Here is a 15206-nt window from a genome sequence, read left to right on the forward strand (position 1 = left end):
TCCCCTTTCCGAATGTGAACATTTATGGATTTGGAGAAGCGCGACTGGCCTTTGCAGCCGCGCTGTCCGGTGGTAAATTTGCTAGTTTGTTTTTGCTTCTAAATTTTGCACGCTTCTCCTCAGAGATGATGCAAACCGGGCATTTGGTTTTGCTTTGGTACAGCACCTGACAATGCAGACACTGATGGCATTCATTCGGGTTGATATGACCCTCTGGATGGATAGCTTGAACCATGCATTCTTTCGCGCACCGAGTGCACGGGTCGCCACATTCTTTATAGCGCTTGAGCCAATCAAACATTCGTAGACGGCCTGGAATTGCTAATGCCGCACCAAGTGGACATAAGTACCGGCAATAAAAGCGCTCTATAAATAGTCCGGCGCCAAGCAGCGCAACAGCGAATAGAACATATGGCCAAGAGCGATCAAATTTAAGAATGATGGCCGTTTTAAACGGCTCAATTTCAGCATATTGCTCAGCTAATTCTAATGAATAGAGTGATAAGCCAAATAGACCTAAAAAGACCATATATTTGATTGGCCACAGGCGTTCGTGAATGCCCCACGGAACAATATATTGCGGGATTTTGCAGGCCCGAGCGATTTTGTTTGTTAGTTCCTGCAAAGCCCCAAACGGACATAGCCAGCCGCAGAAAACGCCTCGGCCCCAAAATAGAAGGGATGCTGCAACTGAGAACCAAAGGATAAAAATCAACGGGTCCATCAAGAAAGCGGACCAAGAGAATTGAGATGTAAGTGCTGCAAAAAACGCCATAATATTAACGACTGAGAGTTGCGCATTTGCGTACCAACCAAGCACTAATAAAGTGAATGTTAGGAATCCAATTCTGAACCAATAGGTGAATTTTTCATGACGCGTAACTTGCATCTGAAAAAAGAACACACCGGTTAACACCGTGAGTGCTACAACAAGCAGTGCAACTTCGATCTGTTTCTGTTCCCAAATGCGTTTCCAAAGATGACTTAGTTCATCTGGGTTTGAAGAGGCAAAGCCAAGGTTTGAATTTGAATCTTCATGTGTTGGCTCAGTCCCTTTTACAATCTCAGTGTGTCTATCAGGAATTCGATAGCCAAGGTCAAACGTAATGAACGCCTTATCGATGGCGCCCACGGCTCGTTGTACAAGTAGCTGTAAACGGAATGGTTTTGTCGGTTCAAATTCCATATCAGCAGGAATTTTGAATATATCGAGTTCCGTAAATGATGGTGCATCACTAGGTGCCAAACGACCCAAACGACGATGTTGTTTATCAAAAAAGCGAGCAGATTTATCACCCTGAATAAGTTGTATGCGATCGAAGATGCCTCCGCGTACATAACCTGAACCTTTGAAAGAGTATTCGCCGCGACCCAAAACAAGAATTGCATCCTGACCATCATCAAGCCATTCAACTAAATTGTTATATTCATCATCACCCAAGAGAGTACGCCCAATTTCAGGTGCGCTTATCAGTGCGACATGCATATCGATGAACGTATCTTCTGGATCTCCTTTATCAGGACGTTTGATCGCACGCGCATCTCCACTATCAATAAAGGCTTGATTAATTTGACTGATATCTAGTTTAAGCGCTCGGGAAGATCCGTCCCCCGCTAACGTCTGCCAATTCGAAATGGCTGCATTATCAGTAGTTGTGAGCGTCTTTTGAGGACCGCTGGATTTTAATTCCGGTTCCAATCCACCAAGTCCTAATTGACGAGCAACCTTCAATCCTGCGCGAACAATTGAATCATCAATCACCATTATGGTGACAGTCGCACCTGAAACAATATCCAGATCATGCGCGAAACCGCCTGCGCTTGCCTCTTTTATCAGGTCCAGCCCTGCATATTTTTCGGTTACAGCCTGAATTTTTTTATTTGGAATGCCTATCAGGACGATAGGTTCTGAATGCTTGACTAGCTTTACACCCGTCACCTTTGCATTGTTATCAACACCCATAATAACGTGAATAGGCTTGCCTGAATATCCAGTTGTAGTCACAAAATCTGAAGTTAGAAAGACATATCCAACAACTTCATTGTTCTTCATTGCGGGGATAACTGGCAAGTTGCTTTGTAACACACCCAGACTGCTTGCGCCTGGTACGAGCTCGGTCACGTCTATGTCATCCAAAAATTTAGTGACAATTGGCGCAGCAAAAGCAGATTGCAAACCTATCAATCCTAACATTAGAACTAAAAATAGTGCTGTTTTCAGTCTGCATAGATTTTCTTTAAGCGTGCACATGTGAACCCATCTTCATTTCTGAAGACAAGCCTTATCAGTTCGCATAAATGCGTTCTTTGTGCTGCAACAAACTTCTTTCTTGAAAGCTGTTTGTTTGCAATTTCAATGTCTCATCAACCGATCTTCCTCTGATGGACTCCGCATCAATGAGGAAGATCGATATAGTATCGATTTATGAGTTCTTGGCCTTCGGAAAGGATTGCTCTGTAAAGCAACCTAGACCGACTCATCATGTTGAGAATGATGGTGGGCCAGTTTGCGGAGCCCCTTCAAACCGAATAGACTTTGATAAGTTTATAGTATTATCTGAAGGGGCAGTTGCCTTGAGGTTGCTGGCAACACGTGTAAACAATTCTGGTGAAATGTGCAGAGCTGCTGCTTTGACAAGAGTGCAATATGGACAGCCTTTTGCGTAGGCATTTTTTTCACCGTTTTCTCCGCTAATGCAAATAACAGGAACGGTTCCATCTGGCAGCGTATAGGCAGACAGATCTGCAGTTTGTTCAGTCTCAGAGGCGATAACAGGCCTGTGTGCAAAGCTGGTCCATACCATTGCAATCGCGCAAAGGATTTTAAGTGCTTTACAAATGTTTCTACCTATCTTCAATTGTATCCCGCCGGGTAGGTGTATCATACATCTTCATACCGATATCATACCCAGATGGTGATTGAGTTTGTCGCAGCGCAAACAAAAATAATTTTGTAGGAATTGGGTTGCCGCCAGAATTACTTCACATTGGATTAGGTTTGCCATGCTGGTGCGAAAAAAACATCATCAACCGAACTTCCCAACATACTCTGTTTCGGAATTCTTAAGAACTCACGCGGGGTAGTTGTTGCGGCCATCAATGCATCGATGGGTGTTAATCCAACGTGCTCTACAAGGCGAATAACAGAGCTTTTGAGATCAATATGTGCACCTGCTAGAGACCCTTGTGAATTCACTAGCTTGCCATCATCAACTATAATCTTTTCACCATAGAGCGTAAAATGATCGGGACCAGCAATTGTCGACATAGCATCTGATACCAGAACCAACCGGTGGGGGATGGGACGGGCGCGAAAGGCGAGAGCTGTCATCCTATCATCCACATGATAACCATCAGCGATTATGCAGCAATAAGCGGAGCTGTTGATAGCTGCGCCAACTATGCCGGGTGTGCGTGATGTCATTGGCGGCATGCCGTTGAAAAGATGGGTGATCGGTAATAACTGTTGGCAGAATGAATGCGAGTGATAAAGATATGCTTGCTGCCACCGAATTAATAAAAGTGTGGAATATAAAAATATGTTATGTTATTACGTAACATGTAATATTATTACACTCCTTTCTAACAATTAAAAAGGTATGATAAGATGAAAGTTTTATTCAATAAATACGTTGGTGCTGTCGCAATAAGTGTGATGGTGCTTTTTGCAGCGCAAGCACAGGAAACCAAAAAAACTGAACACTCAACAAAGCATAATCATGCTGAAAAAGTTGATGATGTCTACCGTGGATATTTTGATGACAATCAGATTATGCCTCGAATGTTGGCAGACTGGAAAGGTGATTGGCAATCTGTCTATCCATTATTGCAAGATGGTACGTTGGACCCGGTAATGGCGCACAAGGCCGAAAAAGGGGATAAAACGGCTGAGGAATATCGCGCTAAATATGAGGTTGGATACAGAACAGATGTTAATCGAATTGTGATCAATGATAATGATGTTGCATTTTATGAAAAAGGCAAGGTTTACAAGGGTATTTATAAAGATGATGGTTATGAAATTTTAAATTATGACGCTGGAAACCGAGGTGTGCGTTTCATATTTGCGAAGGTTGAGGGAGATGCGGCAGCTCCCGAATTCATCCAATTTAGTGATCACCGTATCGCTCCGGCAGCTGTAGGACATTACCATCTCTACTGGGGGAATGACCGAGCTTTGCTTTTGAAAGAGCTAACTAATTGGCCAACTTACTATCCTTCTTCAAAAAGTGGTGAAGAAATTGTAGCCGAAATGACAGCGCACTAGTAAAAGCTCGTCTCTTAAATACTGATTGGTCTGGCTGCGGTTCGTAGTTAGACCAATTGGTGTGCCGGATGGAGTATAAGGCGCATAGATGATCTGAACGTGTAAACTACAATCGTTTTAATGTTGCAAGAATGTCGTGTAGTTCACTTCATCTCAAACTTTAATAAAATGGCTTTTGGTTTGCTCAAGTATTTATTTATGAGGTAATATTTTCAAATTCCTCTTTGATAATCTGTGCAATAAGTGAACAATCATCTTCCTCGAAACTTAACGGAACGCGCATATCAATTAGGCGATGTAGGATCTCAAGGGTTTGATCCAGTTTTGGAGCCAAGGCGTAGCGCCAGCTATCATAGCGGCTGGTAAAGCCAACTGGATTAGCATCTCCAAACCACTTTAGCTCTACACCACGGTCTGCACAGTTTTTTATAAATTGTTTAATTTGAACATCAGACCATTCAGGTACTAAAAACTGAATGGAAGAACCAACATAAAGTTCCTCCTCGGGTCTTAAGGGTAATGTTAGGCTTGATACGTCGCGAAGGGCTTTTTCTAGTATTTGATAACGTGCATTCCACCTCGCAATATTAAGTTCTAATTGTGAGAGCTGTGGACGCAATATTGCCGCTCGCAGATTATCCATTCGAGACGAGCAATTTGGCATATCAAAGCGTGCACGTTCGAATGCCTCCATATCAGGTCGCGCTTTATGTTTTTCATAAAGCATGTAAGAACCTGACAAGATAATAGCCCGCGCCATCAACTCGTCATCGTTGGTTGTTAAAAGCCCGCCTTCACCACTATTAATATGCTTGTATGTTTGCGCGCTGAAACAACTTATTGAGCCGAAATTTCCGCTTTTTATGCCATTCCATTCTGCACCCATTGTATGAGCGCAGTCTTCGATCATCTTCACCCCTAGGTCGTCCAGAATCTCTATCAGTTGTTCCATCGGTGCAATATGGCCGCGCATGTGCGATAGAAGCAAATATCGAGCACCGCTTATCATGAGTTTATCTTTTAAGTCATCAAGATCAATGGTCAGGTTCTCGGTGGTTTCTATATAAACAGGTGAGGCGCCAACAGCTGCAATTGCACCTGGAACCGGCGCTAGGGTAAATGCGTTGGTTGCGACCCTGTCCCCGGGTTTAACGCCTATTGCCCTAAGTGCAATTTGCATTGCACCGCCGCCTGATGATGTTGCCAGACAATATTTGGTATCCTGATAAGTCGCATATTCTTCTTCAAGAAGATTAACTTCACTATCCTCACCTTCGACCATGTTATACCGATGTAGGCGTCCGGTTTTCATGACCTTAACGGCCGCAGAAATAGCATCTTCAGAAATAGCTTCTTGCTGGGTGAACGGTTTTTTGAATTGAAGCTTTGGCATTGTTTTTCTTTCTTATTATCGCTGGTCTGATATGAGACGCTTTCGGGTTGAAAAGCAAGACGTTAAGTCAAAACAAATTTTGAGCTTCGTCGAAGCGAATTTGAAGATTTGATCATGAATAATTACTTCGCATCATTTCCCAAAACATGATCCATGATAGGTGTTAGAATTATAGGGATACCCAACTTGCATTGTTGATAGATGAACGTTGGCAGGCGTCGATGAATTTCATACCGTAAACACCATCTTCGATCGTATTAATATGGTGGCCTTCTGGCAGGCTCGCGCCGGTTTTATAAGCCTCGATGGCAATTGCAGCTTCTGAGTAAATTGTTGCAAAACCCTCAAGATATCCTTCAGGGTGTCCACCGGGTACCCGACTAACACGATTTGCAATGTCGCTGGCGCCATTACCAGACCGTGTGATTAATCTCTTTGGTTCGCCAAATGGCGTATGCCAAAGATAATTAGGGTCTTCTTGTGACCATTCTAATCCGCCTTTTTCTCCATAGATACGTAGCGTAAGCGAGTTCTCGTTTCCGGGTGCCACTTGGCTGGCCCATATAGTCCCTCTAGCACCACCTTTGTAGCGAATATTAATGTGTGCATTATCATCCAGTTGGCGGTTGGGTACAAAACGAGATAGTTCCGCTGATAATTGCTCAGTCTCAAGCCCGGAGACAAAATTAGCTAGATTGAAGGCATGTGTTCCAATATCTCCTATTGCACCACTGCCTGCCATTTTAGGGTCTGAACGCCATGTGGCTTGTTTGTTATCATCATCAGCAGCCTCAGTAAGCCAGTCCTGAGCATATTCAGCGCGAACAATTCGAATGTTTCCCAACGTGCCATTGGCAATCATTTCACGTGCTTGGCGAATGACCGGATAGCCCGTGTAATTATGCGTAAGAATGAATAGTTTCTTGCTTTGATGGACCTTCTTTTCGAGATCTATTGCTTCGTCAAGATTGGTTGTAAGTGGCTTGTCGCAAATCACATGAATGCCAGCGCTCAGGAAAGCGCTCGCTATAGGCGCGTGTAAATGATTAGGCGTAACAATTGCAACAGCTTCAATACCGTCCTTAAGATCAGCTTCATGGCGGGCCATTTCCTTATAATCTGTATAGCTACGATCATCATCAAGTCCCAATTCTCGGCCAGATGCCAAGGCGCGTTCAGGATTGGATGAGAGGGCACCGGCAACGAGTTTGAAACGATTGTCGATGCGCGAGGCTATACGATGAACAGCGCCTATAAATGCGCCTTGCCCACCGCCAACCATGCCAAGGCGTATAGTTTTTTTGGGGTTAGATGCGGCCATTTTTTGTTCCTTACTTAGTGCCAATCATGCGGTGTATGGCTGCCATATCAGTTTCAGAATCTGCAAAATCATCAAATGCTTTATCTGTTAGAGGTATGGTATGTTTGCGGATAAATGGCGCACCTTCTGCGGCGCCAACTTCGGGATGTTTCAAACAACATTCCCACTCGAGAACAGGCCAACCATTAAATCCATATGTTGCAAGACGTGAGAAAATACCCGAAAAATCAACTTGCCCATCTCCTAATGAGCGAAAGCGGCCCGCGCGCTCTGTCCAGTTTTGATACCCGGAGTAAACACCTTGACGACCAGTTGGATTAAATTCTGCATCTTTGACATGAAAAGCACTGATGCGTTCGTGGTAGATATCAATGAATTCGAGATAGTCTAATTGCTGTAATACAAAATGCGACGGATCATAATTAATCATGCATCTTGGATGGTTGCCAACGGCATCTAGAAACATTTCAAATGTTATGCCATCAAAAACATCCTCACCGGGATGGATTTCATAACCTATATTGCAGCCTGCATCTTCATATGCATTTAAAATTGGTGTCCATCTGCGTCCAAGCTCCGCAAATGTTTCTTCAATAAGCCCTTGTGGACGCTGGGGCCATGGGTAGAGATAAGGAAATGCAAGAGAACCTGTAAATGAAACAGATCCTCCAAGTCCTAAATTTTGACTTGCCTTTGCAGCAAACAGCATTTGCTGCACGGCCCATTCCTGACGAGCCTTCGGATTGCCTCGAACATGTTCGGGCACGAAGCCGTCAAATTGTTCGTCATATACGGGATTTACTGCAACCAGCTGGCCGATCAAGTGGGTCGATAATTCTGTGATTTCAACACCAGCATCGGAACAAATACCTTTAACTTCATCACAATAGATTCTTGATGTTGCGGCTTTTTCAAGATCAAAAAAGCGCGTATCCCAAGCAGGGATTTGTATCCCTTCATAACCAAGACCAGCAGCCCATTTTGCGATTGTAGGCAATGAATTAAATGGTGCGGTATCGCCAGCAAATTGGGCAAGAAATATCGCGGGGCCCTTCATGTTTTTTGTCATATTTATCTCTTTCGAATAGTTGCCTACTTAAGCAATGCTTGTGCTGACTTTGCATCCAGTGCCGCCGGTCGATCGCACGTTGTCGATAATTCTATTGTTTGCCCGGTTTCGCCAGATTTTAAAATGGACGCCATCACATCCACGACGTGATGCGCAAATTCAAGTGAGCAACGTTGCGGTCGACCTTCCTGGATAGCAAGTGCCATATCCGCTAAACCGGCGCCACGGTAATTGGATTGATGATTTCCAGAATTCTTATCAACGTAATTTTCTTTTTCGAATGGGTGCTCCCAATGGGGTAAAACCACTTCTTCACTTTCTTCGGTTAGCCTTAATTCACCTCCAAAGAAGTTCGGGTCAGGTACAAATAATGTACCTTTTTCACCATATAGTTCCATATTGCTGTGGCTCTGCGCCCAAACATCCCAGCTCGTAATCAAGTTGATGATTGCACCATTATCAAACTCAAGCAAAGCATGGATTGTTGTTGGTGTTTCAACCGGTACTTTTTCACCATCACGAGGCCCGCAGGAAATTGTTCGTGTTTTGGAAGGTGATGATGTCATTGCCGTTACACGTTTGACCGGACTAATAAGTTGGATCAAATTGGAAATGTAATAGGGTCCCAAATCTAACATTGGCCCTGCGCCAGGCTGGAAGAAGAAATCAGGATTTGGATGCCAATGTTCCATACCATGGCTTTGAACAACTGCAGTACCTGAGGTTATTTTACCCACTGCTCCACTATCGATTAATGCACGTGCACGCTGGTGTGTACTTCCCAAAAATGTATCTGGAGCAGACCCGATACGAAGACCTTTTTCATTCGCAAGCTTTTTAAGAACATTACCCTCTTCTGTTGAGAGCACAAATGGTTTCTCTGAGTAAACATGCTTGCCAGCATTCAGAATTGCGCTTGATACTTCAACATGGGCTGCTGGAATTGTGAGGTTTACGATGATGTCGATATCACCTGCCATGAGCAAATCGTCTATTGACTCGGCACGAATATCAAATTCTTCTGCTCTTGCTACTGCCGCATTGTGATTGATATCGGCGCAAGCTCGAACTTGGATGCCTTTAAACATCGGAACCAATTGCATGTAGGCAGCTGAGATATTACCACAGCCAATTATGCCAACACCTAGAGTTTTCATCTATCTTACTTTCGTTAAATTTCGTGTTGTTTATTAAAATGATTTTGCAGAGGCTAATGAACGGCTAGCAAAACGATTATGATCATTTGGATTATCATGTTCCATGATAAATAATTTGGTGCCGGATGCTTTAAGTGCGTCGTAAATTGTGGGCCAATCAACAATACCATAGCCAACGTCGGCCCAACCATCCTCGTCAGCGCACTCGCCTGCAGCAGCTATATCTTTTATGTGCGCAGCTGTGATGCGAGCATTATGTTTCTTGATGAATTCAATTGGATCACGACCGGCTTTCACACACCAGGCAACATCAAACTCGATCTCTAGATTTGTGAATTCACTAAGCATGACTTCAATTGGTATTTGACCGTCTTCAAGCCTTAAAAACTCAAAATCATGATTGTGCCAACCAAACCCAAGTCCGGCATCAATTAACGGCTGACTGAGGCCCTTCAATTTTTTTGCAAAATCGATCCAGTCTTCAGTGTTTTTTGGGCGATCTTCTTCAAGTAAGTAAGGCCCATAGACTTTCTCAATGCCGATGGCCTTCGTGATGTCAATTACCCGCTGTGGGTCACTTTCGATAAGGTCCAATCCAACGTGGCTTGATGTCATCGTAAGATTGATTTTATCAAGCAATGTACGAAATTCGCGTGGGTTAACATCCTCTAATAGTGCTCCAAAGCCTTCAACATTATTGTAGCCGAGTTTAGAAAGCATCTCGAGAGTATCTTCCAATGGTGGAAAATTTCTTGAAGAGTAAAGTTGATATGAAAAACCTGTCATGAGTATCCCTATGAGGCGTGTTTTTTATAATGTTTAATCTTACGGCTGTTGTATAGTTTGAATGTTTTGTTCCCCTCGTTACAAGGGATGATAAGACCCGCAACTAATACATAAACGTGTGGTGAGCACTTTGTTGGTTGATATATTTGAGAGTCGCGTGATTCTTTATATGTGATAATTGACATAAATGTCGAGTTGATTGAGCCTCGGAATTGGCAACGACCCGCCTCAAACTCACAGTGGGTTTATCTGCAAGAATAATATATTTACTAAAAATTAGGCACGGTCATAGTTTACTTTATAGAACCGCGCTAAATTCATTTAGTTTTCGAGTTTTTTAACGAGTTCTGTACAAGAATTACATTGTTATGAAAATCAAGTGTTTGGTGGTAATCTAAAATGGTCGTACCTTCTATTGACGTGTTGCAAGCTGCTGCGACAAATCAGATTGAGGTTTCTGCACTGCGCAACTTTGATTTCAGTTCAGATGAATATGCAGTTCTTTATAACAATTCGAGTGCGTCGGTTTTTCAGCATCCAATTTGGCTGTCGGAATTTTATACAAATCTGGCATCAGAACGAGAGGCCGAAGCTCTTGTCATCGTGGGGCGTGATGTTGTCGATAGTTCTTTGTTATTTGTATTACCTCTCATAGAGCGTCATTTAAATTTTATTCGGCTAATCGAAGCGGCAGATCTTGGTGTGAGTGACTATTCATCTCCAATTGTTGCCCCGCAGTTCCTCGAAACTCATCGCCAATCTGACCAGTTTTTTCAATTGATAGCTGATGCTATCGGTCATTATGATGTTTTGCGTATCAAGCCGATACGCAAAGAAAAACGTATGGCTTGGCGCTGCTTCTTCGATTTTGAGTTTGAGAAGCTAAACTTTTCTGCTCATGCAACATGTGTGAGCGCACCCTATGACGATTGGCGTTTTGAGGCTTTTGGGAAAAGTCATGCAAATTACATTGATCGAAAAAAACGTAAAATTGAACGATATGGAGATGTTAAATTTACACTCCTAAACAACGAAGCCGACATTGATGATGCCTTGAGCTTTTTAATTGCGCAACGGAAAGGTCGTTTTGAGGGCGATGAAATTCAAAACGATTATGTCGAGAATTTTTATAAATCGGTTGCAAAGCGCGGTATTAGAACAGGATACAGCAAAACGTACTCTCTAGACGTAAATGAAAGTACAATAGGTGTTGTTTTTGGTGTCGCTTATAGAAATTGCTATCATTATCTTCTCATCGGTTGTGACTATGAAAGATTTGGAAAATTCTCGCCTGGATTTATCATGTATGATGAGATTATGCGTGATTGGGTAAATGCTGGTGGAGATACGTTTGACTTCACAATTGGGGATGAGCCGTTTAAGGAAAAATTTGCTGCGAAGTCGACGCAAATGTACCAGATTCTGCATGCAGGTAGTTTGATTGGTCGTCTTGCTAAGTATGCTTATGAATTCAAAAACGGTGAGTAGATGAAGACCGTTTTATTCGTTGATAAATGTTTTGCCAGTAATTTGGATGATTAGTATGCAAAATCTAAACCAAGGGTTCTTGGAAAACTCGGTGATTATTGCGGCTCATCCGGATGATGAAATACTTTGGTTTTCATCGATCATGAAGGATGTGAATAAGGTTCTCATTGTTTACGAAGACTTTTGGGCGCACCCGGAACTTGGGGCAAACAGAGCAAAGGCTGTAGCGGAACTGCCCCACGCTGATGTGACTAGTTTAAAAATTGCTGAAGCTGGGACATATGGTTTGGCAGACTGGCACAACCCAAAGCTATCGCGATACGGTATAGCTTTTGGTTCAGAAGCAATTATACGCGAAGTAAAACGTCAGGTTAAAAGCGTTCTTCCTTCACCTGAGCAAACACCTGATCAAAGCGTTTGGGCGAATTACCGAGGTAATTATGATAAGTTATATGTGGCACTTGATGCCGTATTGAGCGAAGAGATGAATGTGTTTACGCATAATCCTTGGGGGGAGTATGGGCATGAGGAGCACATTCAGGTTTTTCGTGTAATTGACGACTTGCGTGCCAAAAAAGGTTTCAAACTCTGGATGAGTAATTACGTAACCAATAGATCTTTGCCACTTGCGATGACTTATTTTAGTGCTTCTGAAGTTCAATATATCAAACGTCCTACCGACAAGATTTATGCTGAAGCTGTAGCTGACGTTTACCGGAAGCATGATTGCTGGACTTGGCACAATGATTGGAAGTGGTTCGACGAAGAGTGTTTTATGGAAGCGCCGACACATCAGAAAAATAATGGTGAACAAGCACATTTGTCTCCACTCAATGTTTTTTCTATCTGATTGGAGTTTGAAGGTAGTTTGTCATGTTCGCATCATCTTTTGCATACATGGAATGTGCAAGTTGCAATGGGTGAACAAGTTCACAGTCGGGCTGGAGCCGGTTTAAAGTCAGTTAAGTTACCAACAAATAATATGCCACTTATAGACTAGGAAAATTGATCGCAAAAATATTCAAAGATTGTGATTGCTTGTCAGGTCGTTAGCGTTTTATCCTGTGTGCAATAATTCAGATAATAATGGGAGAAATTGAATGTTGAAATTGTTTGGTGGCCTCGCGGCTGCAACTATGCTTATGGTTGCGCCGGTGTTGGCTGATGGCCATAAACTTAAAGTCGGTATGATCACAACTTTGTCTGGCGGCGGTTCTGGTCTTGGTATTGATGTTCGAGATGGGTTTATGCTTGCTGTAAAGGGCAATGATCATATTGATGTTGTTATAGAAGATGACCAGCGAAAACCTGATATTGCCGTGCAGCTCGCGGATAAAATGATTCAGTCGGAAAAAGTAGATGTTCTAACGGGGATTATCTGGTCAAACCTTGCAATGGCTGTTGTGCCAGCAGCTGTTAATCAGGGTAAGTTTTATTTGTCACCGAATGCTGGCCCGTCAGCATTAGCTGGCAAAGGATGCCATCCAAACTATTTCAATGTAGCTTGGCAGAATGATAATTTGCATGAGGCTGCCGGAGGTTATGCGAATAGCGAAGGTTATAAGAACACATTTATTCTTGCGCCCAATTATCCAGCCGGTAAAGACGCGTTAACAGGGTATAAGCGCTTCTTTGAGGGCGGACTTGCTGGCGAGCTTTATACAAAACTTGGCCAAACAGATTATGCTGCTGAAATAGCGCAAATTCGTGCATCTGGTGCTGACAGTGTGTTTTTCTTCTTGCCGGGCGGCATGGGGATTAGTTTCATGAAACAGCTCTCACAATCGGGGATAGATCTTCCTATCGTCGGACCTGCATTCTCATTTGATCAAGGTATTCTTAAAGCCGTTGGAGATGCAGCTTTAGGTGTTAAAAATACTTCTCAGTGGTCAAAAGATATCGACAATGAGGCAAACAAGAAGTTTGTTGCTGATTTTCAGGCTGAGTATGGTCGTTTGCCATCTCTTTACGCATCACAAGGTTATGACACTGCAAATCTATTAATCTCCGCTGCCGGTAAAGCAAATATTTCTGATGTTGATGGTTTCCGCGCTGCACTGAAGGCTGCAGATTTTGCTTCAACCCGAGGTGATTTTAAATTTGATACTAATAATCACCCGGTTCAGGACATTTATGTACGCGAAGTGATTAAAGAGGGTGATGTTCTAACCAACAAGATTATTGCTGTTGGTCTGAAAGATCGTTCCAATGCTTATGTTAGCGATTGTAAGATGTAATATCACTACGATGTGCGGAGATAATCCGCACATCAACCCTAATTGTTGGGCTTATGTTGAATTGCTTTTATAACACCGCGCAATTCTGCTAGTCCTCGCATTCGGCCTATCAGTGGATAACCGGGCATAGAGTTTTTATCTAAATCATCTAATATTTCCTGGCCGTGGTCGGGGCGCATTGGAATATTCCAGTCTGCCCGCCCTTGTTCCCTGCGATGTTTTTCTTCGTTTAGAAGTGCTGCTATCACAGCCACCATATCAGTATCACCTTCAAGGTGCTCTGCTTCAAAGAAGCTGTGCTTCTCATTGAAATTTGGCCCGTCACGTTTTGTGTTTCGCAAGTGAACGAAATGTATTCTGGAACCCAAATTTTCAATCATCTTGACTATGTTTATGGACGGTGAAACGCCGAGGGAACCTGTGCAAAGCGTGATACCATTGTGCGGGCTATCAACGGCTCGCATAACGAACTCATAGTCTTCCATTGTCGACATGATGCGTGGCAAACCCATGATTGAGAAAGGGGGATCGTCAGGATGACAACATAGATTTATCTCCAACTCTTTGCATGTTGGAATGACCGCTTCCAGAAATGTAATCAAATTAGCGCGTAGCTGGGTGGCATTTATATCAGTATATGTGTTGAGTAAATCTTTGATGTCAGCAACATCCCATTTGTCATTTGAGCCGGGAAGGCCTGCTACAATATTATGTTGTAATACAGATTTCTGTTTTTCACTCAAGGTCCTGAAGTAACCTTCGGCCGCCGTTCGGATATGCTCAGGATAATCATCAGCTGCATTTTCGCGCGACAGAATGAACATATCGAATGCGGTAAATTCCATCAGATCAAATCGCATGGCTGTCCCGCCATGAGCCATTGGGGAACGAAGGTCTGTTCGTGTCCAATCGAGAATCGGCATGAAGTTGTAGCAGATTGTTTTTAACCCACATTCAGCAAGATTGTGAAGGCTCTGTTTGTAATTTGCGATATGTTCTTCGAAATCACCCGTGCGTGTTTTTATGCTTTCAGAAATTGGCAGGCTTTCGACAACTTCCCATTTCAAGCCAGAAGGCGTGCCGTTTTCCAAAGCAGTGATCTGTTGCTGACGCATTTTGATCTCATCAATGGTCCATACAGCACCTGTATCAACATGGTGAAGTGCCGTAACCACACCTTCTACACTGGATTGAAGAAGAGCATCCATCGAGATTGTATCTTCAGGCCCAAACCAGCGCCATGCCTGCATCATTTTGAGAGATCCTACTCTTAGTATTTAGATTATTTATTCCAACCTTGAGCAACAATATCCTTGTATTATAATGCCGTCTTATCAAGGGGTGTGATTATTTTTTATTTCGGTCCACCATACTGTTAGTATTCAATTTTGGTTACGCGGTTGATAATTGTCAGATAGGAGCCAGCAGTTATTCAGGTTTGAATAATTGTAATGTTTATGACTAAATTTTCCGTAACAAACCGTTGAG

General features: G+C 43.0%; 13 protein-coding genes. 4 read left to right on the forward strand and 9 right to left on the reverse strand.

Annotated features, from left to right (window positions below):
• Positions 1-22 precede the first annotated feature (22 nt).
• The 3 genes from G3W54_RS18990 to G3W54_RS19000 form a co-directional block, all read right to left on the reverse strand.
• A complete protein-coding gene (locus G3W54_RS18990) occupies positions 23-2176 on the reverse strand; it encodes a NosR/NirI family protein (RefSeq protein WP_244627996.1) in 2154 nt (717 codons plus the stop codon).
• A 304-nt stretch (positions 2177-2480) separates the two neighbouring features.
• Complete coding sequence (locus G3W54_RS18995) at positions 2481-2885, reverse strand: hypothetical protein (RefSeq protein WP_162654853.1); 405 nt, start codon at positions 2883-2885, stop codon at positions 2481-2483.
• Between the two features lie 107 nt (positions 2886-2992).
• On the reverse strand, positions 2993-3424 hold the full coding sequence (locus tag G3W54_RS19000) for a hypothetical protein (protein ID WP_162654854.1): 432 nt from the start codon (positions 3422-3424) through the stop codon (positions 2993-2995).
• Positions 3425-3607: 183 nt separating this feature from the next.
• Between G3W54_RS19000 and G3W54_RS19005 the strand changes: the two genes are divergently transcribed.
• Complete coding sequence (locus tag G3W54_RS19005) at positions 3608-4267, forward strand: metal-binding protein ZinT (protein WP_162654855.1); 660 nt, start codon at positions 3608-3610, stop codon at positions 4265-4267.
• A 196-nt stretch (positions 4268-4463) separates the two neighbouring features.
• Here G3W54_RS19005 and G3W54_RS19010 read toward each other — a convergent pair whose 3' ends face one another.
• From G3W54_RS19010 to G3W54_RS19030, 5 genes are all read right to left on the reverse strand, one after another.
• Positions 4464-5660, reverse strand: coding sequence for an aminotransferase class I/II-fold pyridoxal phosphate-dependent enzyme (locus tag G3W54_RS19010; RefSeq protein ID WP_162654856.1), 1197 nt, complete (start codon positions 5658-5660; stop codon positions 4464-4466).
• Positions 5661-5829: 169 nt separating this feature from the next.
• Entirely contained in the window at positions 5830-6981 is a 1152-nt protein-coding gene (locus G3W54_RS19015; RefSeq protein ID WP_244627997.1) for a Gfo/Idh/MocA family oxidoreductase, read from the reverse strand.
• Positions 6982-6991: 10 nt separating this feature from the next.
• On the reverse strand, positions 6992-8050 hold the full coding sequence (locus G3W54_RS19020; protein ID WP_162654857.1) for a sugar phosphate isomerase/epimerase: 1059 nt from the start codon (positions 8048-8050) through the stop codon (positions 6992-6994).
• A gap of 23 nt (positions 8051-8073) precedes the next feature.
• The gene (locus G3W54_RS19025; protein ID WP_162654858.1) at positions 8074-9207 is read right to left on the reverse strand and encodes a Gfo/Idh/MocA family oxidoreductase; all 1134 of its coding nucleotides are present in this window, start codon (positions 9205-9207) and stop codon (positions 8074-8076) included.
• Positions 9208-9240: 33 nt separating this feature from the next.
• The gene (locus G3W54_RS19030) at positions 9241-9993 is read right to left on the reverse strand and encodes a sugar phosphate isomerase/epimerase (RefSeq protein ID WP_162654859.1); all 753 of its coding nucleotides are present in this window, start codon (positions 9991-9993) and stop codon (positions 9241-9243) included.
• A 399-nt stretch (positions 9994-10392) separates the two neighbouring features.
• Here G3W54_RS19030 and G3W54_RS19035 point away from each other — a divergent pair, with 399 nt between their 5' ends.
• The 3 genes from G3W54_RS19035 (at position 10393) to G3W54_RS19045 (ending at position 13718) form a co-directional block, all read left to right on the forward strand.
• Complete coding sequence (locus G3W54_RS19035; protein WP_162654860.1) at positions 10393-11481, forward strand: GNAT family N-acetyltransferase; 1089 nt, start codon at positions 10393-10395, stop codon at positions 11479-11481.
• 55 nt (positions 11482-11536) lie between these two features.
• Positions 11537-12331 (forward strand): hypothetical protein, encoded by a 795-nt coding sequence (locus tag G3W54_RS19040; protein ID WP_162654861.1) that lies wholly within the window; start codon positions 11537-11539, stop codon positions 12329-12331.
• A gap of 286 nt (positions 12332-12617) precedes the next feature.
• A complete protein-coding gene (locus G3W54_RS19045; RefSeq protein WP_244628007.1) occupies positions 12618-13718 on the forward strand; it encodes an ABC transporter substrate-binding protein in 1101 nt (366 codons plus the stop codon).
• Between the two features lie 38 nt (positions 13719-13756).
• Here the strand turns inward: G3W54_RS19045 and uxuA are convergent, their stop codons facing one another.
• A complete protein-coding gene (gene uxuA / locus G3W54_RS19050) occupies positions 13757-14971 on the reverse strand; it encodes a mannonate dehydratase (protein WP_162654863.1) in 1215 nt (404 codons plus the stop codon).
• Positions 14972-15206: the final 235 nt, after the last annotated feature.

It is taken from the genome of Lentilitoribacter sp. Alg239-R112 (assembly GCF_900537175.1).
Classification (GTDB): Bacteria; Pseudomonadota; Alphaproteobacteria; order Rhizobiales; family Rhizobiaceae; genus Lentilitoribacter.

What these genes read in the sequence shown, in the direction of transcription:
- G3W54_RS18995 (WP_162654853.1), bottom strand. Translation starts at nt 2,885, where the DNA reads ATGATACACCTACCCGGCGGGATACAATTGAAGATAGGTAGAAACATT.
- G3W54_RS19000 (WP_162654854.1), bottom strand. Translation starts at nt 3,424, where the DNA reads ATGACATCACGCACACCCGGCATAGTTGGCGCAGCTATCAACAGCTCC.
- G3W54_RS19005 (WP_162654855.1), top strand. Translation starts at nt 3,608, where the DNA reads ATGAAAGTTTTATTCAATAAATACGTTGGTGCTGTCGCAATAAGTGTG.
- G3W54_RS19010 (WP_162654856.1), bottom strand. Translation starts at nt 5,660, where the DNA reads ATGCCAAAGCTTCAATTCAAAAAACCGTTCACCCAGCAAGAAGCTATT.
- G3W54_RS19015 (WP_244627997.1), bottom strand. Translation starts at nt 6,981, where the DNA reads ATGGCCGCATCTAACCCCAAAAAAACTATACGCCTTGGCATGGTTGGC.
- G3W54_RS19020 (WP_162654857.1), bottom strand. Translation starts at nt 8,050, where the DNA reads ATGACAAAAAACATGAAGGGCCCCGCGATATTTCTTGCCCAATTTGCT.
- G3W54_RS19025 (WP_162654858.1), bottom strand. Translation starts at nt 9,207, where the DNA reads ATGAAAACTCTAGGTGTTGGCATAATTGGCTGTGGTAATATCTCAGCT.
- G3W54_RS19030 (WP_162654859.1), bottom strand. Translation starts at nt 9,993, where the DNA reads ATGACAGGTTTTTCATATCAACTTTACTCTTCAAGAAATTTTCCACCA.
- G3W54_RS19035 (WP_162654860.1), top strand. Translation starts at nt 10,393, where the DNA reads ATGGTCGTACCTTCTATTGACGTGTTGCAAGCTGCTGCGACAAATCAG.
- G3W54_RS19040 (WP_162654861.1), top strand. Translation starts at nt 11,537, where the DNA reads ATGCAAAATCTAAACCAAGGGTTCTTGGAAAACTCGGTGATTATTGCG.
- G3W54_RS19045 (WP_244628007.1), top strand. Translation starts at nt 12,618, where the DNA reads ATGCTTATGGTTGCGCCGGTGTTGGCTGATGGCCATAAACTTAAAGTC.
- uxuA (WP_162654863.1), bottom strand. Translation starts at nt 14,971, where the DNA reads ATGATGCAGGCATGGCGCTGGTTTGGGCCTGAAGATACAATCTCGATG.